The following is an 18,843-nucleotide window of genomic DNA, read 5'->3' as shown; positions in this document are numbered from 1 at the left end:
GGCGATGGGTCTGCCTGCACGGCCGGCTTCCGTGGGCTGGCCTGTCAGCGCCCGATCACGCCACTGTTCAGGCTCACGCGGTCGCCGCTGCGGAAGTCGGGCGTGGTTTCCTGGGTAACGACCTGGGTGCTGCCGTCGTCCATGCGCAGGGTGATGCGGTAGACGCGGTCCGAGGCCATCGAGCTGCCGGTGGCGCCGCTGCCGCTGCTGCCGACCGCGGCGCCCGCCACCGTGCCGCCGCCGATGCTGCCGCTGGGGCGGGGCACCAGTTCGATGGCGACCACGGTGCTGTTCGGGCTGGCGCCCGACGCCGTGGCGGTGCCCGCGCTCGTGCTGCCCTGGGCGCTGCCGGAGGCGGTATCGCTCATGGTGCCGGCGGAGCTGCCTTCGCCCATGCTGCTGGCGCTGCCGGTGGCGCCGCTGGTGCCGCTGGTGCCCGAGCTGCCGGACTGGTCGGTGCCGCTGCTGCCGGATGTCCCGGACGTGCCCGAGGAACCGGACTGGTCGCCGCTGCTGCCGCTGCTGCCGCTACTGCCGCTCGTGCCCGAGCTGCCCGAGCTGCCCGACGAGCCCGAGCTGCCGCTGCCCCAGCTGCCCGCGCCGCTGGTGCCCGTGCCGGCGCCGGTGCCCGACATGCCGCCGCTGCTTTCGGTGCCGCTGCTGCCGCTGCTTCCCGTTGCGCCGCTGCTGCCGGAACTGCCGCTGGCGCCTTCGCCGCCGCGCATGCCGGAGCAGCCGGCCAGGCCGAGCGCCATGGCCAGCAAGCCCGCCAAGACCACGCCTTGGTGTTTTTGGTTCATGATCGACTCCTTGGTTGGATTTTGTCAGTGGGTATGCGTGACGATGTCGTCTGCCACCCGGGTAAGAGGGGCGAACGGGCACGACGTTCCAGCTGACTCGGGTAGGCACTGAGCCAGATCAAGTCATATTCAAAGGCACGAAACTCAAGGAAATTTTGCTCAGCCGCGAGCGAGCTCGGCTTTCGGCAAGACCAGCCACAGGATCGCACAAGTGACGATCGCGGCGCAGCAATCCACCATCCAGTCGTGCACGTCGGCGCCGCGGTAGGGAAAGAAGCTCTGGACGAACTCGTCGATGGCGCCCATCACGGCGATCGCACCCACGGCGGCCAGGCTGCGCGCCGCGCCGCTGCCGCGGCTGGCGGTGAACCAGAGCAGGGCCAGGCTTGCATAAGCGAGCGAATGCAGCACCACGCCGGAAGCGTACTGGCCGATGTCGGCGCGGGCGCCGGGAATCGATCCGGCGATCACGATGGCCAGGAACAGGACGATGGCAGTGGCGTAGCGCAGCGTGCGCAGGCGCGTGTCGAGCAGGAGTAGATGGAGGAGCGAAGGCATGGTTGACGCAATGGCAAAATGTCAACCATACCATGTTGGACAGCCGTGCGCGTACACGGCCGCCGGTGGACGGAAAGCGTCAGATCGTCAGCGCCGGTTCGCCGTCGGCGTATTGCGCATCGAAACAGCTTTCGCATTCGGCGCAGAACAGGTGCGCCATGCGCACCGAGGCCTGGCGCAGGACCAGCTTCAGGCTGCCCTGCTGGCACTTGGGACAAAATTCGCGCACGCTGCCGAAGGTCATGATGGTCAGGGTTGCCTGGTCGGCCTGGCCCGCCTCGACGTGATCGATCACGACGTGCGGGTTGAGTTCGCGGAGGATCAGGTGATCGACGCCATCGTTGCGGCGGCGGCTGTCGTTTGCTTGCGGGTGTTGGTTTTCAGGCGATTGAACATTCATCGGTCCGACTCCCTATTTTGGTTGGTTTGACGCAAGGCCGCGGCACGAGCTGAGCGCGCTGCAACCGGGCGCGAACTTCATCATAGTCAAATGTGCGTGGTCTTCAAGCCCCGAGCTGGACTTTTGCGCTGCACCGCACATAAAAAAATGCCCGCCAGGAGAGAGGTGGCGGGCACAACCCAAGATCGGGCCAAGAGACGTTGTTCGGTGGGTGTGCAGCGCGATTGCGCTACACACCTGTCTGCCGTCACGCATATCGGTTGCGTGTACCGCAGATGAATCCAGTATAGGCAGGGTTTGTGACGCGGACATGACACAGCGCAAGCTCATGCGTGGTTAGGCGAACCGCTGGGGCTGCGGCTGGTCTACTGATATACAAGGCAAAATGCCGCGTCGAGGAGGAGACGATCTGGAGTTTCTTGAGCGAGGTCAAATCGAAGCACAAAAAAAAAGCCCGCTGGTTGAGCGGGCTTAAAACTATTTTCTTGGAGGAGAATAGTGGAGACAGGTGCCATTATGCTGCGTTGCGGCATACGTGTCTAATTGCAAATACAGATACCAGACATACGAAGCGTGAATAGCAAGGCTCCTGATGCTGGCCGCATGGGTCATTGCTGCTCGTCGTCGCGCACCGCCACCGTGTAGTTCAGTGGCATGCGTCCGCCGTCCGCGTACAGGGTCTGGCCGGTCATGTAGGAGGCGTCGTCGCTGGCCAGGAAGGCGACGATGGACGCTACTTCCTCCGGCTCGCCGCAGCGGCCCAGCGGCGTGCGCGACAGGATGGTGTGGCGCGCCTGCGGGCTGCCGAGCACGGCCTGCTTGGCCAGTTCGGTGAGGATCGTGCCGGGGCCGACCGCGTTCACGCGGATGCCGTGCTGGGCCAGGCTGATCGCGGCCACACGGGTCAGCTGGTTCACACCGCCCTTGGACACGACATACGGAATCTGGTTCGGAATCACCAGCTCGGCGTTCACGCTCGACATGTTGATGATGCAGCCGCTGTTGCGCTTGACCATGTCGCGCGCCGCCGCCTGGCTGCACAGGAACATCGATTTCAGGTTGATGCGCAGCACGCGGTCGAAGTCGTCTTCGTGGAGGTCGAGGAAGTCGGCGGCATGGGTCACGCCGGCATTGTTCACCAAGATGTCGATGTGGCCAAAGGCGTCCAGGGTGGCGGCGAACAGGGCGTCGACGTCGGATTTCTGGCTGACGTCGGCGCAAAAGAAGCGGGCGGCGTCGCCCAGGGCTTCGGCCGCGGCCGCGCCTTCCGGGCGCACGTCCGCCAGCATCACGCGCGCGCCTTCGCGCACCAGGCGTTGGGCGCAGGCCAGGCCGATGCCCTGGCTGGCTCCGGTGACGATGGCGGTCTTGTTGGCGAGTTTCATGGCAGGGCTTTCAGGGTGTCTGGAAAGCCCAGATTGTAGCGAGAACCTGCGCAGGCAGGTAGGCGTTGCCCCTATAGCATGATCGGATGGTCCGGCAATTCATTGGGGCGCTCGCCATTGGCCGGGAAGTGCTCGCGCAGCAGCGAATTGACTTGCTCGACCGCCGCCAGCGCCGCCTGGTGGAAGTCGCCGCGCCGGAAGCCGTCGGTCATGGTGCGGCACACGGTTTGCCAGGTGCCGGTGTCGATCTTGCGGTCGATGCCGCGGTCGGCCACGATGTCGACCTTGTGGTCGGCCAGGTTCACATAGATCAGCACGCCGCAATTGTCCTCGGTGTCCCAGACGCCGTAGTCGGCGAACAGGGCCAGGGCGCGCTGGCGATTGGTGACGCCGTCCCAGATCTCGTCGGCCGGCAAGGCCTTTTCGACGATGAAGCGCACCTCGCCGCGGTGGGTGCGTTCGCCGGCCGTGATGGCCTGGGCCACGGCTTCCAGGGTGGCGTCGGGGAAGGCGCGCCGCGCATCGGCCTTCGTACTGCGCCAGTGGCGCAAGACGCGTCCCAGGCGCTGGCCGAAGGAAGCTGCTGTTTCTTGTGTCATCACCAGTCTCCCGAGGCGCCGCCGCCATCAAAACTGCCGCCACCGCCGGAGAACCCGCCTCCGCCGAAGCCGCCGCCACCGCCCGAAAAGCCGCCGAAGCCGCCACCGCCACCGCCGCGGCCCATGTTCGCAAGAACGTTACCGAGGATGAAGCCGGTGGCGCCGCTGCCCCAGCCGCCGCGCGACAAGCGGGTACGGCGCGGGCGCAACATCGAACGCACCAGGGTGAAGCCGACCACCAGCAGCACGATGCCGACAATACCGATGCCGCCGCCGCCATCGCCCTGGGGCACGCGCGCCGGTTGTGGCTGCTGTTTGGGCGCCGGGAATTGTTCCTGGTTCAGCAGGGTAGCGATGGCGCCGACGCCGGCGACCAGGCCTTCGTAATAATGCTCTTGCCGGAAGTGGGGCGCGATCGTGTCCTGCAGGATGCGTTTCGATTGGGCGTCGGTCAGCACGCCCTGCACGCCGCGCCCGGCCTCGATGCGCAGGCGGCGCAGGGAACTCGGATTGTCGCGCGCCACCATCAGCAGCACGCCGTCGTCCACGCCCTTGCGGCCCAGCTTCCAGGCGTCGGCCACGCGGATGCCGAACTGCTCGATGGCTTCCGGCTCGGTCGACTTGACCAGCAGCACGGCGATCTGGCTGCCGGTCTTCGCCTCGTAGTCGGTCAGCACGGCTTCCAGGCGCCCGTGCTGGTCGGCGTCCAGCATGCCGGCCTCGTCGGTGACGTGGCCGGCCAGCGGCGGCACTTCCTTCAGCTGCGCCCGGGCCGATGTCGGCACCACGGCGGCGAGCGTCGCAGCCAGCACGAACAGCCAGAGCGTGCGCAGGACAGTCATCGCTGCGCCTTATTTGCCGAAGTCGACCGTCGGCGCGGTCGAGATCGCTTTTTCGTTCTCGACCGTGAACGAGGGCTTGGCGTCGTAGCCGAACATCATCGCCGTCAGGTTGGTCGGGAACTTGCGCACGGTGACGTTGTAGTCCTGGACCGAGGCAATGTAGCGCTGGCGCGCCACGGTGATGCGGTTTTCCGTGCCTTCGAGCTGCGATTGCAGGTCGCGGAAACTGGTGTCCGCTTTCAGGTCCGGGTATTTTTCGGAGACGGCCATCAGGCGCGACAGCGCACCCGACAGTTCACCCTGCACCTGCTGGAATTTCTGGAAGGCTTCCGGGTTGTTCAGCACTTCCGGCGTGATCTGGAAACTGGTGGCGGCGGAACGGGCGCGCGTGACCGCTTCCAGCGTTTCGCGTTCGTGCGAGGCATAGCCTTTGACCGTGTTGACCAGGTTCGGGATCAGGTCGGCGCGGCGCTGGTACTGGTTGACCACTTCGCCCCAGGCGGCCTTGGTCGCTTCGTCCTTGGTCTGGAAATCGTTGTAGCCGCAGCCCGAGAGCAGGGAACCGGCCAGCAGGGCGCCGGCCAGCATGCGCGTCCAGCGCGCGAGTAGGGAAGACGTCATCATGTGCTTGTCCATGGCGAGTTGTCGAATGAATAAAATATACCCCAAGAGGCGCTGCCCTGGTCGCACGGCCGGGCCGGCGCCGGCGACCGTCGCGGCGGCGACAGGTAAAATAGCGGGTTTGCATTGACACCGTGAAGAGGGGCTAGAGTGAATTTCATCAATAAACTGTCCGCAGCCTGGACCCGCAACGATTCGCTGCTGTGCGTGGGCCTGGACCCCGACCTGGCGCGTTTTCCGGAAGAACTGCGCGACGCACCGGACGGTATCGTCCGCTTCTGCAAGGCCATCATCGATGCCACCGCCGACCTGGCCTGCGCCTTCAAGCCGCAGATCGCCTATTTCGCCGCGCTCGGCGCCGAAGCGCAGCTGGAGGAAATCTGCCGCTACCTGCGCGAGACCTATCCCCACATTCCGCTGATCCTCGACGCCAAGCGCGGCGACATCGGCGCCACCGCGCACCAGTACGCGCGCGAAGCCTTCGACCGGTATGGCGCGGATGCGGTCACCGTCAACCCGTACATGGGCTTCGATTCGGTCGAGCCTTACATGGAATGGGCGGACCGCGGCGTGATCGTGCTGTGCCGCACCTCGAATGCGGGCGGCTCGGATCTGCAGTTCCTGGATGTGGGTGGGCAGCCGTTGTACCAGCACGTGGCGCGGCTGGTGGCGGAGAAGTGGAACCGCAACGGGCAGTGCGCGCTGGTGGTGGGGGCGACCTTCCCGGAAGAGCTGGCGCAGGTGCGGGCGATTATTGGCGACATGCCGCTGCTGGTGCCAGGGATTGGCGCGCAGGGTGGGGATGTGGGGGCGACCGTGCGTTCGGGGCGGACCGCTGATGGGGCCGGGATGATGATCAATTCCTCGCGGGCGATTATTTATGCGAAGCCGGAAGCGGGTGAGGATTTCGCGGCGGCGGCGCGCAGGGTGGCGCGTGAGACGCGGGATGAGATCAATCGGTATCGGGGGTGATGTGGGCGTGGCCGACGGCGTTGTTGCGGTCGGCCGTGTTGTCCCGAATTGAGGGACGTGGGGCTGTTGCCTGTGCCGGTATCGGTGTGCATGATCCGCGTGGGCTCGAGAGCCCACCCTACGGAATACGGTCGTAGCGAGTTCAAGCGAACCCCGATTTGGTTTTCGTATGAACTCGCCTATAACGTATCCTGTAGGGTGGGCTCTCGAGCCCACGCGGATTCAACCTACCAGTAACGCCACAGGCAACAGCCCCAATAACGCCAGCATACGCCAGACTCAATATCGCTCAGGCGCAATCATCTCCACGTAATCATACAAGGCGCCAAGAACCTCCTGCGCCCGCTCATCCGCCGTCTCCGACAACGCATCGATCTCCCCAAACAACTGATCGACCGTCCGCGCATTCCCCGCCCCATCGAACAAGCGCGCCGCGCGGTGCTCTTCCCAACGCGCCATCTCCACTTCGTTCAAGGTCTCGGGGAAATTACGCGCACGGTAGCGGAACAGCAGTTCAGTCAAGCGCTCGTCCTCGAACGCCGCCTGCATTGTCGCCAGCCGCGCCGGCGTTTCGCCGCGCATGGAATCGAGCTTGCGCCGGTCGTTGTTGCCGACAAACCCGCCATACAGGTCTTCATCCACATCCGTCTCGTTCACCGACGACGGCTTCTTGAACACCTCCGCCCACACCGCCGCCATCTCCGGCGCCTGCGCCGCCACCTGGGCGTGCGCGCGGTGCTGCGCCACGTCGATGCCCCAGCGCTCGGCCATGGCCGGGCTCAGTGTTTTCAGATTCCCGACCAGCATCGGCGACTTGTTCAGGTGCACGCTCTTGATCGGCAGCCGCGTCACGCCCTCGGGCAAGTCGCTTGAGCGCGTGAACATGCGCAGGCGAATCGTCTCGACGTCCAGGCCAAACAGTTCCGACGGATCGTGGCGGCAATCCCAGACCAGGATCTCGTTCTTGTTCGACGGATGCTGGGCCAGCGGCCATACCAGTCCCAGGCAACCCTGTTCCGCCGGGAACATGCCCGACACGTGGAGGAAAGGCTGGCGCAGCGCCGGCTCCAGGTGCAGCCCCATCTCGGCCGCGACCCGGTCCTTGCGCCGCAGTTCCAGGCAGAAGTCGAAGAGTTTCGGCTGCTTGCTGCGGATCAGGCGCGCCAGGGCGATGGTGGCGCGCACGTCGGACAGCGCGTCGTGCGCCGCTTCGTGGGCCAGGCCGTTTGCGGCCGTCAGGTGTTCCAGGCGGAAGCTCGGACGGCCATCCTCGTGGCGCGGCCACTCGATGCCCTCGGGACGCAGCGCATAGGTCATGCGCACCACGTCGAGCAGGTCCCAGCGGCCGCAGCCGTTCTTCCACTCGCGCGCATACGGATCGATCAGATTGCGCCAGAACAGGAAGCGCGTCACCTCGTCGTCGAAACGGATGGTGTTGTAGCCGACACCGACCGTACCTGGCTCGCTGAAGACGGCCTCGATCTGGCGCGCGAACGCGTGCTCGGGCACGCCCAGTTCCAGGCATTGCTGGGGCGTGATGCCGGTGATCAGGCAGGACTGCGGATCGGGCAGGTAATCGTTGGCTGGCCGGCAGTACAGCATGATCGGCTCGTCGATCTCGTTGAGCTCGGCATCGGTGCGGATCGCGGCAAACTGGGCCGGACGGTCGCGGCGCGGCTGGGCGCCGAAGGTTTCGTAGTCGTGCCAGAGGAAGGTGTGGTTGCTCATCGAAGTCCAGGAAGGTAACGCTGGTGAAGGTGTCGCTCAGCGTGGCACGGAATTGTCGTGGGCAAGTCCCGTTCCGTCAACCGTCCATGGACTCGATGGCTTATAAACTGACGCAGTTGCGGCCAGCTTCCTTGGCGCGATACAAGGCGGCATCGGCCGCTTCGATGAGGGCGGTTTCGTCGGCGCTCGGGTCGAGCACGGCCACGCCGAAGCAGGCGGTCAGGTGCGGCATCGGCACGCGCATGTCGGGGAAGAGCACGGTCTCGCGCATCTTCTGGCACAGGCGGTTCGCGACCATGTGCGCCATTTCGGCATTGGTGTCGGGCAGCACAGCCATCAATTCTTCGCCGCCATAGCGCACCGCAAAGTCCGACGGACGCAAGCCGTCGCGGATGACGTTCGCCGCCGCGCACAGGGCGGCGTCGCCGACCAGGTGACCATGGGTGTCGTTGAACTTCTTGAAGTTGTCGAGGTCAACCATGAGCAAGGCCAGCGGGCTGCCCTGGGCACGGGCGCGGCCCACCAGTTTCGGCAGCATGTCGGCCAGCCAGGTGCGATTATAGAGCCCGGTCAGGGTGTCGTTCAGCGAGAGCTGGCGATAGAACTCGCCCAGCTTCTGGCGCCGGCGCAGCAGGGCGTTCGCAGCGCGGATGCGGAAGGACAGCAGGCGCAGCAGGTTGCGCGCCACCGCGTTCGAATGGTCGATGAGTTCCCAGGCCAGTTCGGATTCGATCACGAGCAGGGTGGTTTCTTCCACCGCGCGCACGGCATCCAGGTTCACGGCATCGTCCAGCACCGATTGTTCGCCCACGCTTTCGCCCGGCAGGATGCGGTTGACGTTGCCGTCCGAGGTGCCGGCGTGGCCGTCGGTTTCGACCTCGAGCATGCCGCTGAGCACGATATACAGGCGGGCGCGGACCGTGTCTTCGATGAGTTCGCCTTCGGTGACGCGCACGATGTCGCACTCGGCGATCGAGCGTGCGGCTGCGGCCATGTCGGCTCCGCGAAACAATTGCAGGTCGTCGATTTTGTGACCCGACTGGCCAAACTTACCGATGTGTTTCAAGACTTTCCTCCGCGTGGTTGCTGGCGCAGTGTAAACCATAAGTTGCATGATAAACCATCATGCGAATCGGATCGGCTGGTGTTTCGGAAACATCAGTGTTCCAATAGCGCCATGACTCCTCCCGCCTCCCATCTCGTCGACGCCCTCGGCGTCCAACACCTGCCGGCGCCCGGCGCGCGCATCGTCTCGCTGGTGCCTTCGATCACCGAACTGCTGTGCGATCTCGGCCTGGCAGGGCAGGTGGTCGGGCGCACCGGCTTCTGCATCCATCCGGCCGAGGTCGTCAAAACAATCCCGAAGATCGGCGGCACCAAGGACGTCAACATCGAGAAGATCCGCAAGCTGGCGCCGACCCATCTGGTGGTGAACATCGACGAGAACGAAAAACCGACCGTCGAGGCCCTGGCGGAATTCGTGCCGCACATCGTCGTCACCCATCCGCTGGCGCCGCGCGACAACCTGCACCTGGCGCGTCTGCTGGGCGGCATCTTCGGTGCGCTGGACAAGGCCGAGGCCTGGTGCGCCGCGTTCGAAGCCGAGTACGCGGCGCTGCGTGCCCAGGGAACCGGTCCGGCGCGCACGGTGCTGTACTGCATCTGGCAAGACCCGTGGATGAGTATTTCCAGCGACACGTATATCGCGCGCATGCTGGGCGAGCTGGGCTGGAGCGTGCCGGCCCTGGGCGAGGCCCGCTACCCGCGCTTTGCCTGGTCGAGCGAACTGGTCGATCAATTGGACGCGGTGCTGCTGTCGACCGAACCCTACCGCTTCACGCAGACGCACGCGGACGCCCTCGAGAAGCAGCTCGGCATCCCGGTCTTCCTGGTCGATGGGGAAATGATGTCCTGGTATGGCAGCCGGGCCTTGCCCGGACTGCGTTACCTGCGCGATGTGCGCGCGATGGTCGAGGGGACCGTGCCGGGCTGATGGGGCAAGGCCCCGGCCCGGCAATGCCGCGTGGCGCAGCGTCGAAAATTACACGCCGCTGGTCAGGTTCTTGTCGGACAGGATGTCCACGGCGTCGTCGACTGGCGGCGCCTCGTGGCGGCCCTTGTCGTTCAGGCGGCCGATGGCGCTGTCGAGCGCGCGCTTGAGCTTGCCGCCGGCGTTCGAGATCGCCTGGTGCAGGTTGACCGCGTGCTCTTTCACTACCACTGGTGCGTAGCCGGCGACGCGTGCTTCCATCATGCAGTAGTTGCCGCCGTCCAGCTGCTTCTGGCTGTTTTCATTGCTCAGGTGGACGTCGACGCGGTTGACGTGATCGCTGAAGCGGCCGATCGAGGACTGGACCACGCTTTCGACGTGTTCGTCCAGGCCCTGGTGTTTTTCGATGGTGTGGTCGGTGTTGACATTGATTTGCATAGTTGGCTCCCTATTCGTAAGTCCTGGAGCCGATCTTACACATCCTGCATGTTTTACTGCGTTCGGAAACGCACCTACCTGGCCAACTCGCCTTTCTTCTCGTGGTGCGGGAAGCGGTCCATTTTAGACAGTACCGGGAACAATACGGCCCACAAGCCGGTCACCGCCAGCGTGGCGGCGCCGCCCAGCAGGATCGCACGCGTCAGGCCGAGCCAGCCGGCGGTGATGCCCGATTCGAATTCGCCCAGTTCGTTCGAAGCGCCGATGAAGACCGAATTCACGGCGCTGACGCGGCCGCGGATCTCGTCCGGCGTTTCGTACTGCACCAGCAGATGGCGCACGTAGACGCTGACCATGTCGCCGGCGCCGAGAACGAACAAGGCCGCCAGCGCCACCGGGAAGCGGTCGGTGAACCCGAGGGTCAGCACGGCCAGCCCGAACACGGCCACGCCGCCGAACATCCAGGCGCCTACGTGGCGGCGCAGCGGGAAGAAAGCCAGGGCGATCGAGCACAGCGCGGCGCCGGCGCCGGGTGCGGTACGCAGCCAGCCGAGTGCGGTGGGGCCGGCATGCAGCACGTCGTGGGCATAGGCCGGCAGCAGGGCGGTGGCGCCGCCGAACAGCACCGCGAACAGATCGAGGGAAATCGCGCCCAGCACGATCGGGCGCGACCAGACGAAGCGCAGGCCTTCGAGCAGGGTATGCCAGCTGACCGGCGCCGTGCTGCGCGCCTGCGGGGCGCTTTTCGCCGAGGCCATCAGGATCACCGACACCAGCAGCAGCGCCGCCGACACCGAGTACACGAAGACCGGACCTAACACGTACAGCAGGCCGCCCAGCACCGGGCCGGCGATCACGGCGACGTGGAAGGTGGAGGAGGAGAGGGCAACGGCCTGGCCGAAATCCTTGTCCGGCACCAGGTTGCGCAGCACCGCCTGCGAGGCCGGCATCATGAAAGCACGCGCACTGCCGAACAGCACCAGTACCGCGAACACCGGCCAGACGACCTTGCTGCCGCTGAAGGTAAAGGCCAGCAAGAGGGCGCTGACCAGCAGCTGGGTCAGCATGCAGAAGACGATGATCTTGCGCCGGTCGTGGCGGTCGGCGACGTGGCCGGCCCACAGGATCAGCACCAGGAAAGGCGCGAACTGGGCCAGGCCGATCAGGCCGAGGTCGAACAGGCTGCCCGTGATCTGGTAGACCTGCCAGCCGACGGCGACGCTTTGCATCTGGACGGCCAGGGTGCCGAGGAAACGGGCGGACAGGTAAAAGGAGAGGTTGCGGTTGCGCAGAAAGCCCAGACCGCCGGTGGGGGACAACTGAGACATGGATTAGACACGATGACTGGCGAGGAGCCGGTCATTGTGCCCGAATTAAGACGAGGCTGCTGACGGCAGAGTGATTGGCCACGCAGGGCCTGCGGCCTTGAACACGTAGGGTGGGCGCCCCGTGCCCACGCGTGAACCATGCATCACGTTAACGCATCCGTCAGCTGATCCATGGATATATCAGCTTTGCGCACCGAGGGCATTTGCTAACATGACGCATGCATCACGCGTGGGCACAGGGCGCCCACCCTACCTCATCCAAGCCCGTGACTACGATTGCGCCAGATCCGCCTCGGTCGTGAACGAGTCCGCAAAGAACTCGTCCTCCGGCAGTCCGCACTGCGCCACATACTCGCTGCGCGCCGCATCGACCATCACCGGCGCGCCGCAGGCATACACCTGGTACCCCGACAAATCCGGAATGTCCTGCATCACCGCCGCATGCACGAAACCGGTCCGTCCCGTCCAGTTATCTTCCGGCAGGGCGTCCGAAATCACCGGCACGTACTGGAAGTCGGGCAGGGTGGTGGTCCAGGCCTGGCACAGTTCGTCCATGTACAGGTCTTGCGGACGGCGTCCGCCCCAGTACAGGCGCACCGGGCGTTCGGACTTCAGGTGCATCAGGTGCTCGACCAGCGCCTTCACCGGCGCGAACCCGGTGCCCGAGGCCAGCAGCACGATCGGCTTGTCCGACTCCTCGCGCAGGAAGAAGGTGCCCAGCGGACCCTCGAAGCGCAGGATGTCGCGCTCCTTCATGGCGCCGAACACGTGGTCGGTGAACAGGCCGCCCGGCAGGTGGCGGATGTGCAGTTCCAGCGGACGCTGGAGCGAGGGCGCGCTGGCGATGCTGTAGGCGCGGCGCTTGCCGTCCTTCAGCAGGAATTCGATGTACTGGCCGGCGCGATAGGCCAGCGCCTCGTTGGCCGGCAGTTGCAGGGTGACGATGGCGACATCGGGCGCGGCGCGGGTGATGCTTTGCACGCGGGTCGGCATCTTGCGCAGCGGGTAGTCGCTGCTGCCGCCGACTTCGCGCGCCTCGATGGTCAGGTCGCCATCAGGCACGGCGCAGCAGAACAGCGACATGCCCTGCAGCTTTTCCTGATCGCTCAGGGCGCGCGCCTGGTGCGGCTTGTGGGCGACGCTGCCGTCGACGACCTTGCCCTTGCACGAACCGCAAGCGCCGTTCTTGCAGCCATACGGCAGGCCGACGCCGGCGCGGATCGCGGCGGCGAGCACGGTTTCGTCGGACTCGCAGGCGAATTGGTGGCCGCTGGGCTGGACAGTGATCTGGAACGTCATGGGTGGTATGGGCTGATTAGGCAGTCGGTGATAAAGGAGTGACAGCTTCGCTGCCATAAAGGATGGCTATTTTACACGCCACCGACCAGGCCGAGCGCCGCCAAGGCAGCGGCACGAAACAAGGGGAATTGCACAGCTAACTGGATTACAATTATTTCTTGATAACAATAACCAAGGAAACCCATGCATGCCGGTGATACCGCGTCCCTTCCCGCGCGGTGTGCGCATTTGGTAATCCGCCGCGTGACTGCACGATACGTACTCGACTGGCTGGCCGCTGGCTGGGCCGATTTCCGGCGCGCGCCGGCGCCATTGTCCGTGGCCACCATTGTGCTGTTGATCCTCGCCGTGCTTGGGACCCGTGCCGTTGGCTGGTTGCCGGTCTTGCTGCTACCGATCTACCTCGGGACAGTTGCGGCGTATTCACGTATGGCCGACCAAGGCCAGGTGTTCCTGGCCGGCAGCGGCGCCTGGCGCAACGCGCGCCTGTGGGGCCTCGCGATTGTCATCGTCCTGCTGGGCGCCGTGCTGAATGGCGTGCTGGCGGCCGGTGCGATCTTCACGCTGCAAGCGCTGCTGCACATGCCCACGGAGGTCTACCTCGTGGCACAGGCTTTCCTCATCCTTGTCAGGTTGCTGGGGTTGCTGGTACTGGCCGCATGCTGGCTGGCGCCGGCCTTGATCGTTAATCGCGATGCTGGCGTGCTACAGGCCTTGCGCCTGAGCATGACAGGATCGTTCCGGAACGCCAGCGCTTTCCTGGTCATGGCGCCTGTGGCCTACGGCCTGCTTTCGCTGGCCGCCTTGCCGCTCGGACTGGGGCTGGTCGTGGCGTTGCCGGTGCTGGCAGGCGCCGCCGTGCGTGCGGCGGACGACATCGTCGGCGAGGCGCACTGAGCGAGAAGCCCCGGGTAGCATACAATCGCTGCCGTGAATACCTCATCTTCCCGATTCAATCGGCCGCGCCTGCTGCTGGTGGGCTGCGGCGACGTCGGCATGCGCTTGCTGCCGCTGCTGGTCCGGCGCTACCGCGTGTTCGCCATGACGCGCGACCCCGAGCGCTGCGCCGACCTGCGCGCGGCCGGCGCCGTGCCGGTGCTTGCCGACCTCGACCAACCGGCCTCGCTGGGGCGCCTGCGCGGCCTGGCGCGGCAAGTCGTACACCTGGCGCCGCCGCGTCCCGAAGGCGAACGCGACGTCCGCACGCGCAGCCTGGCGGCGCTCCTGCCCGAAGGCGCGCGTGTCGTCTACGTCAGCACCACCGGCGTATATGGCGACTGCGGCGGCGCACTGGTGACCGAGACGCGCAGCGTGGCGCCGAGGAATGCGCGGGCAGGGCGGCGCGTGGACGCCGAGCGGGTCCTGCGCGCCTGGGCGCGCCGCAACGGCGGGCAATTGTCCATCCTGCGTGTGCCGGGCATCTATGCCGCCGAGCGCCTGCCCCTGAAACGCCTGCGCGAAGGCACGCCCGCCCTGCGGCCCGAGGACGACGTTTATACGAATCACATCCAGGCCGACGACCTGGCGCGGATCATCCTGCAGGCCTTGCGCCGGGCCTTGCCGAACCGCGTGTACCACGCGGTCGACAACACGCGCATGAAGATGGGCGATTATTTCGATGCCGTGGCCGACGCTTATGGCCTGCCGCGTCCGCCGCGCCTGGCGCGCGAGGACTTGCGCGCCCAGGTGTCGCCGATGCTGCTGTCGTTCATGTCGGAATCGCGCCGGCTCGACAATGCGCGCCTGCGCGAACTGGGGGTGCGCCTGCGCTATTCCGACGTGTCCGCGGCCCTGGCGGAATGGGCGCCGGTGGACGCTGGTACAATGCCCGCCTTGAGGAAAGACACATGACTTACGAAGAATACCTGGACGAAGTGACGACCCTGATCGTCGAAAAATACAATCTGGCGGACGAGGCGGCGATCAAGATCGTCGTCGACGCGCAGGACAAGGGCTATTTCATTGCCCATGACGACAAGAAGTCGATGCGCACCCTGGAGCGTGCCCACGAAGACGCACGTGCCTTGTTCAAGGCCAGCGGCAAGAAATAAACGCGCACTCCGCGCTGTTCCACCAAGCTTCATACACCAGCACTTCCTTCCTGCAGGCGCCAGCCGGCGCCTGCACCTTCCCCTTCGACCATTCCTGTGATGCATCCTCGCATGCAGGCATCGTCACGTCGCTTCCGTTGGTTAACTTCTACATTTTCCTTTCAAGTTGTAGGGCTATTCCTACAATTGCTTGAATAAAACGTAACTTTCCCATTATCATTGCTTCTTCAAAAAATCACCATATAAATGGTGCTGTTTTATCTCGTCAGGCCAATTTTTTACGCTCAAAAGTTAATTGTAAAAAATTACTGACGGATTGTGATATTTGGAAAGAATTCAGACAATGCCTATCAGAAGACTGCCGGAAGGCGCAGATTACGACCCCAACCGCGTCCTCGACGCCATCATCACCAAGCTGCAACTGAAGAACGACGCGGCCCTGTCGCGCGCGCTGGAAGTCGCGCCGCCGGTCATCAGCAAGATCCGCCACAACACCCTGCCGATCGGCGCCACCATCCTGTTGCGCATGCATGAGATCAGCGATTTCAGCATCCGCGAACTGCGCGCGCTGATGGTATCGACCAAGTCGGAAGCGGCCGTGGCCTGAGGACAAACAAGCCGGCAAACGATGCCGGCTTCGTGAAGGGCAGGGCGGTGCAAACCGGCCCTGCCTTTTTTATTTGGAACGAACGCTTCAGGCGGCGACCGGCGCCCGGCCGCACCATGCGGTCTGCACGGCGGCGGCCTCGGCGCCGGCCGGTGCACGGCCGCACCATGCCGTTTCCTTGGCGCCCGTTTCGGTCTTTGCCGGCGCGCGGCCGCACCATGCGGTGTCCCTGGCGCTCGCCTCGGCCTTTGCCGGCGCCCGCCCGCACCATGCGGTCTCGTTGGCGCCCGCCTTGGCCTTCAGCGGTGTCCGGCCGCACCAAGCGGGGTCCTGGGCGATGGTCTCCGTCTTGGCCGGCGCACGGCCGCACCATGCGGTCTGCACGGCGTCGGCGATTGCCTTGATCGGCGCACGGCCACACCATGCGGTCTTCGCCAGGGCGGCGTTGGCCGTGGCCGGTGCGCGTCCGCACCAGGCGGTCTGGGTGGCGCCCTCGGCGGCAACCGCGGGAGCGCGGCCGCACCAGGCGGTTTGCGCGGCGCCCTCGGCGGCGGCCGGCGCACGGCCGCACCATGCCGCCTGCGAAGCAGCCTCGATCACGTCGGCTGGCGCACGGCCGCACCAGGCAGCGTCGGCTGCCGCTTCGGCTTCGAAGCGGAAGTAGGCTTCGCCGAAAGTCGATTCGTAGAGTTCGCGCATGCGGTCGCCGGCTTGCTGCTGGACGACGACGTCGTCTTCGCTGCGCAGGCCGATATAGGGGTAGTGATGCAGGAAGTAGCCGAAGGCCTGTTCGCAGTCCTTGGCGTACTTCATGGTGTCCAGGATATGGTAATGCCAGAAGGTGTCGACATCGACCTGCGGCGCCGTCTCGTCGTTCGGGAAAGCTTTCATCAGATACAGGAAGCGGCGGTACTCGATTTCCATGGCATTCGCCTTTTCCGGCGACCAGCCTTCGCCGGATTCCTTGTGCATCAGCTTGACCTTGATCGGGTTTAAGTCGAGAGCGGCAATAGCTTCAAAATCGTTATTCGAGATCATGATTCATCCTTTAGTTTTGGACACTGCATCGTTATTGTGTGTGTTCTGCGTGGACGGTCGATGATGTCTGCTGACGAATGATGTGGTCCTCCTCGTGTCGGTTGCTGCGTGCTTTGAAGCGCCCCGTTTGATGCATCACAGTGAGATCCATTCTCTACCCCAAGCTTGCGGAAATAGTTGATTTATCGCAAGTTGAGTGAGGTCAAGCAATTTCCTGTGGTAAATCGCACTACAGGCTTTCAAACGCCTTGCTTTGCACGGCAGCAGCCGGGGACGCCTGCACGACGGAGAGCAAATTGTCGGCGGCGGGAATCGAAACATGGACGGTCGTGCCGGCATTCGGCCGGCTGGTAATCACGCACTTGCCACCGAGGATGCGCACGCGCTCCTCTATGCCGACCAGGCCGAAGGAACCGGGCTTTTGTCCGCCGCCCTTGTTCAGGCCGATGCCGTTGTCGCTCACCGTCATCGCAATCGATTCGGCGTCGAGCGCAAGTTCGACCCGGACGGAAGTGGCGCGCGCGTGGCGCGAGACATTCGTCAGCGATTCCTGCAGGATGCGGAACAGGGTGGTGGCGCAGCGGTCGCTGACGTGCAGCTCGCGCCCGTCCGACACCAGCTCGCAGGCAATCCCGGTGCGGCGCTGGAATTCGGCGATCTGCCAGTCGACCGCCGCCGTCAGGCCCAGGTCGAGCACGTGCGGACGCAGGTCGTTGATGATCTGGCGCACGCTCTTGATGGTGGCGTCGATCTGCTCCAGGGTCCAGCGCGCCCGTGCATGCAGGCGCGGATGGCGCCCGCTGGTGCGCGAGGCCAGCAGATCGGCCTCGATGCGCAGGGCCAGCAGGTTCTGGCCGAGGTCGTCGTGGATCTCGCGCGCAATGCGCTTGCGCTCGCTTTCCTTGATGGTTTCGGCGTGGGCCGCCAGGCGCCGCAGGTTGTCGTTGGTCTTTTGCAGCTTGGCTTCGCTGGCGCGCAGTTCGCCGGTCATTTCCTCGGCCAGTTCGATGGCGCGGCGGCGCGAGGAGCTCAGGGTCTGGTACAGCGCGTACAGCAGGCCGGTGCCGATGATACCTGCCAGCATCGCCACCCAGGGCAGATAGACGTCGATCTCCGAATACATCTCGCGCTTGCTGACGCGGAAATCGATGTCCCAGCCGCGCCCGCTCACACCCACCGGCAATAAAGCGCGGAACATGCCAGGATCGTGCTCGGCAGCATTCGGATGATTGTCGAAAAACACGGTGCGCTTGTACACGCCCGGCGGCCCGCCCGGTTCCTCCACCGGGCTCATGCCCGAGATGACGAGCCGCGTGGAGTGTCGCGGCATGTTGTCCAGCACGCCTTTCGCCAGGCGCTCGACGCTGAAGCCGATGCCCACCGAGCCGATGTAGGCGGCGCGGCGCTGGGCCACGTCGTTCAGCGGCATGGCCGGCCGGTAGACCGGCATCCGCATCCCCAGTCCGCTGGCGCTGCTCTTGATCGCCACCCGGGTACCCGAGGTTGAGGCTTCGCCGGTGTCGCGCGAGTGGGCCAGCGCCAGGGCCACGGCCGGGCGCGACTGCAGGTCCATGCCAAGGCGATTGTTCCAGGCCTGGTTCGGCTCGACGAAGGTCAGCACCGTGTATTCGGGGCGCCGGCCTTCGGGCCAGATGCGGAAAGCGTGCTGCCTGCCGTCGAGCTCGCTACGCACCTGTGCCTCGAAGGCGGCGCGGTCGGCATCCAGCACGTGGCGCGCGAAGTTGATGGTCTCGACGCCGGGAAAATGGTTGCTCAGGTCGAGGCCGACCACGAATTGCTGGAACTGCCGGCGCGACAGATTCTCGTCGGTCAGGAACAGGGCCGAGGCGCTGCGCAGCAGGTCGGCATAGGTCTTGATGCGGCCGTCGAGGATGGACTGGACGCTGCGCGCCATGTGCAGGAAGCGCTCGTGAGAATCGTTCTCGATCGCGCGGCCGGTGCTGATGTGCAGGCCGGCGCCGACGGCGAGCGAGAGGAGTGCGCCCAGCCATGACCCGAGCTTGATGGCGCGGATTTTCCCTGTGAAGTCGGCTGTCATCCCCATGTCCGCCTCGATTTGCGCGTTTTTTATGAGTTTTCTGATTTCGATCAGAATCGCGCAGACAGCCCCCGCTGTTACCTAGCAGGTTTACCGGGTTGATTGCGGCGTGCGAACAACATAAAAAA

General features: G+C 65.0%; 20 protein-coding genes. 6 read left to right on the top strand and 14 right to left on the bottom strand.

What is annotated here, in order from left to right; all coding sequences use genetic code 11:
- Positions 1 to 44: 44 nt before the first annotated feature.
- The 7 genes from QPK31_RS14850 to QPK31_RS14820 form a co-directional block, all read right to left on the bottom strand.
- Entirely contained in the window at positions 45 to 800 is a 756-nt protein-coding gene (locus QPK31_RS14850) for a hypothetical protein (protein WP_290423702.1), read from the bottom strand.
- 159 nt (positions 801 to 959) lie between these two features.
- Complete coding sequence (locus QPK31_RS14845; RefSeq protein ID WP_290423701.1) at positions 960 to 1,358, bottom strand: VanZ family protein; 399 nt, start codon at positions 1,356 to 1,358, stop codon at positions 960 to 962.
- A gap of 79 nt (positions 1,359 to 1,437) precedes the next feature.
- Positions 1,438 to 1,758, bottom strand: coding sequence for a hypothetical protein (locus tag QPK31_RS14840; protein WP_290423700.1), 321 nt, complete (start codon positions 1,756 to 1,758; stop codon positions 1,438 to 1,440).
- Between the two features lie 608 nt (positions 1,759 to 2,366).
- Positions 2,367 to 3,143, bottom strand: coding sequence for an SDR family NAD(P)-dependent oxidoreductase (locus QPK31_RS14835; RefSeq protein WP_290423699.1), 777 nt, complete (start codon positions 3,141 to 3,143; stop codon positions 2,367 to 2,369).
- Positions 3,144 to 3,214: 71 nt separating this feature from the next.
- Entirely contained in the window at positions 3,215 to 3,742 is a 528-nt protein-coding gene (locus QPK31_RS14830; RefSeq protein WP_290423698.1) for a TPM domain-containing protein, read from the bottom strand.
- Positions 3,742 to 4,584: a YgcG family protein gene (locus QPK31_RS14825; RefSeq protein ID WP_290423697.1), complete on the bottom strand. Its 843-nt coding sequence runs from the start codon at positions 4,582 to 4,584 to the stop codon at positions 3,742 to 3,744. Before QPK31_RS14825 ends, QPK31_RS14830 begins: the two co-directional genes overlap by 1 nt.
- 9 nt (positions 4,585 to 4,593) lie before the next feature.
- The gene (locus QPK31_RS14820; RefSeq protein ID WP_374045813.1) at positions 4,594 to 5,172 is read right to left on the bottom strand and encodes a LemA family protein; all 579 of its coding nucleotides are present in this window, start codon (positions 5,170 to 5,172) and stop codon (positions 4,594 to 4,596) included.
- Between the two features lie 183 nt (positions 5,173 to 5,355).
- Between QPK31_RS14820 and pyrF the strand changes: the two genes are divergently transcribed.
- Positions 5,356 to 6,177: an orotidine-5'-phosphate decarboxylase gene (gene pyrF, locus QPK31_RS14815; RefSeq protein ID WP_290423696.1), complete on the top strand. Its 822-nt coding sequence runs from the start codon at positions 5,356 to 5,358 to the stop codon at positions 6,175 to 6,177.
- Positions 6,178 to 6,456: 279 nt separating this feature from the next.
- On the opposite strand, the gene sbcB is transcribed toward pyrF, so the two are convergent.
- Both sbcB and QPK31_RS14805 read right to left on the bottom strand, forming a co-directional pair.
- Complete coding sequence (sbcB, locus tag QPK31_RS14810; protein ID WP_290423695.1) at positions 6,457 to 7,905, bottom strand: exodeoxyribonuclease I; 1,449 nt, start codon at positions 7,903 to 7,905, stop codon at positions 6,457 to 6,459.
- A 100-nt stretch (positions 7,906 to 8,005) separates the two neighbouring features.
- On the bottom strand, positions 8,006 to 8,971 hold the full coding sequence (locus QPK31_RS14805; protein WP_290423694.1) for a GGDEF domain-containing protein: 966 nt from the start codon (positions 8,969 to 8,971) through the stop codon (positions 8,006 to 8,008).
- A gap of 111 nt (positions 8,972 to 9,082) precedes the next feature.
- Between QPK31_RS14805 and QPK31_RS14800 the strand changes: the two genes are divergently transcribed.
- Positions 9,083 to 9,898, top strand: a complete 816-nt coding sequence (locus QPK31_RS14800; protein WP_290423693.1) for a helical backbone metal receptor — start codon at positions 9,083 to 9,085, stop codon at positions 9,896 to 9,898.
- Between the two features lie 48 nt (positions 9,899 to 9,946).
- Here the strand turns inward: QPK31_RS14800 and QPK31_RS14795 are convergent, their stop codons facing one another.
- The 3 genes from QPK31_RS14795 to QPK31_RS14785 all read right to left on the bottom strand — a co-directional run bounded on the left by QPK31_RS14795 (position 9,947) and on the right by QPK31_RS14785 (position 12,960).
- Entirely contained in the window at positions 9,947 to 10,333 is a 387-nt protein-coding gene (locus tag QPK31_RS14795; RefSeq protein ID WP_290423692.1) for an HPF/RaiA family ribosome-associated protein, read from the bottom strand.
- Positions 10,334 to 10,407: 74 nt separating this feature from the next.
- Entirely contained in the window at positions 10,408 to 11,661 is a 1,254-nt protein-coding gene (locus QPK31_RS14790) for an MFS transporter (protein ID WP_290423691.1), read from the bottom strand.
- Between the two features lie 270 nt (positions 11,662 to 11,931).
- Positions 11,932 to 12,960 carry a CDP-6-deoxy-delta-3,4-glucoseen reductase gene (locus QPK31_RS14785; RefSeq protein WP_290423690.1) on the bottom strand — a complete coding sequence of 343 codons (1,029 nt, stop codon included), beginning with the start codon at positions 12,958 to 12,960 and terminating at the stop codon, positions 11,932 to 11,934.
- 183 nt (positions 12,961 to 13,143) lie between these two features.
- On the opposite strand from QPK31_RS14785, the gene QPK31_RS14780 reads away from it, so the two are divergent.
- The 4 genes from QPK31_RS14780 to QPK31_RS14765 all read left to right on the top strand — a co-directional run bounded on the left by QPK31_RS14780 (position 13,144) and on the right by QPK31_RS14765 (position 15,618).
- Positions 13,144 to 13,857 (top strand): hypothetical protein, encoded by a 714-nt coding sequence (locus tag QPK31_RS14780; RefSeq protein WP_290423689.1) that lies wholly within the window; start codon positions 13,144 to 13,146, stop codon positions 13,855 to 13,857.
- A 99-nt stretch (positions 13,858 to 13,956) separates the two neighbouring features.
- The gene (locus QPK31_RS14775) at positions 13,957 to 14,811 is read left to right on the top strand and encodes a sugar nucleotide-binding protein (protein ID WP_290423784.1); all 855 of its coding nucleotides are present in this window, start codon (positions 13,957 to 13,959) and stop codon (positions 14,809 to 14,811) included.
- Positions 14,808 to 15,011 carry a hypothetical protein gene (locus tag QPK31_RS14770; protein ID WP_290423688.1) on the top strand — a complete coding sequence of 68 codons (204 nt, stop codon included), beginning with the start codon at positions 14,808 to 14,810 and terminating at the stop codon, positions 15,009 to 15,011. Before QPK31_RS14775 ends, QPK31_RS14770 begins: the two co-directional genes overlap by 4 nt.
- Positions 15,012 to 15,354: 343 nt before the next feature.
- Positions 15,355 to 15,618 carry a hypothetical protein gene (locus QPK31_RS14765; protein WP_290423687.1) on the top strand — a complete coding sequence of 88 codons (264 nt, stop codon included), beginning with the start codon at positions 15,355 to 15,357 and terminating at the stop codon, positions 15,616 to 15,618.
- Between the two features lie 87 nt (positions 15,619 to 15,705).
- Here the strand turns inward: QPK31_RS14765 and QPK31_RS14760 are convergent, their stop codons facing one another.
- Both QPK31_RS14760 and QPK31_RS14755 read right to left on the bottom strand, forming a co-directional pair.
- Entirely contained in the window at positions 15,706 to 16,656 is a 951-nt protein-coding gene (locus QPK31_RS14760; protein WP_290423686.1) for a glycine-rich domain-containing protein-like, read from the bottom strand.
- Between the two features lie 229 nt (positions 16,657 to 16,885).
- The gene (locus tag QPK31_RS14755) at positions 16,886 to 18,715 is read right to left on the bottom strand and encodes a CHASE domain-containing protein (protein WP_290423685.1); all 1,830 of its coding nucleotides are present in this window, start codon (positions 18,713 to 18,715) and stop codon (positions 16,886 to 16,888) included.
- Positions 18,716 to 18,843: the final 128 nt, after the last annotated feature.

The sequence above is a fragment of the Massilia sp. YIM B02769 genome (genome assembly GCF_030411995.1).
Taxonomy (GTDB): Bacteria; Pseudomonadota; Gammaproteobacteria; order Burkholderiales; family Burkholderiaceae_D; genus Telluria.
This window is presented reverse-complemented; position numbering and strand designations above follow the sequence as displayed.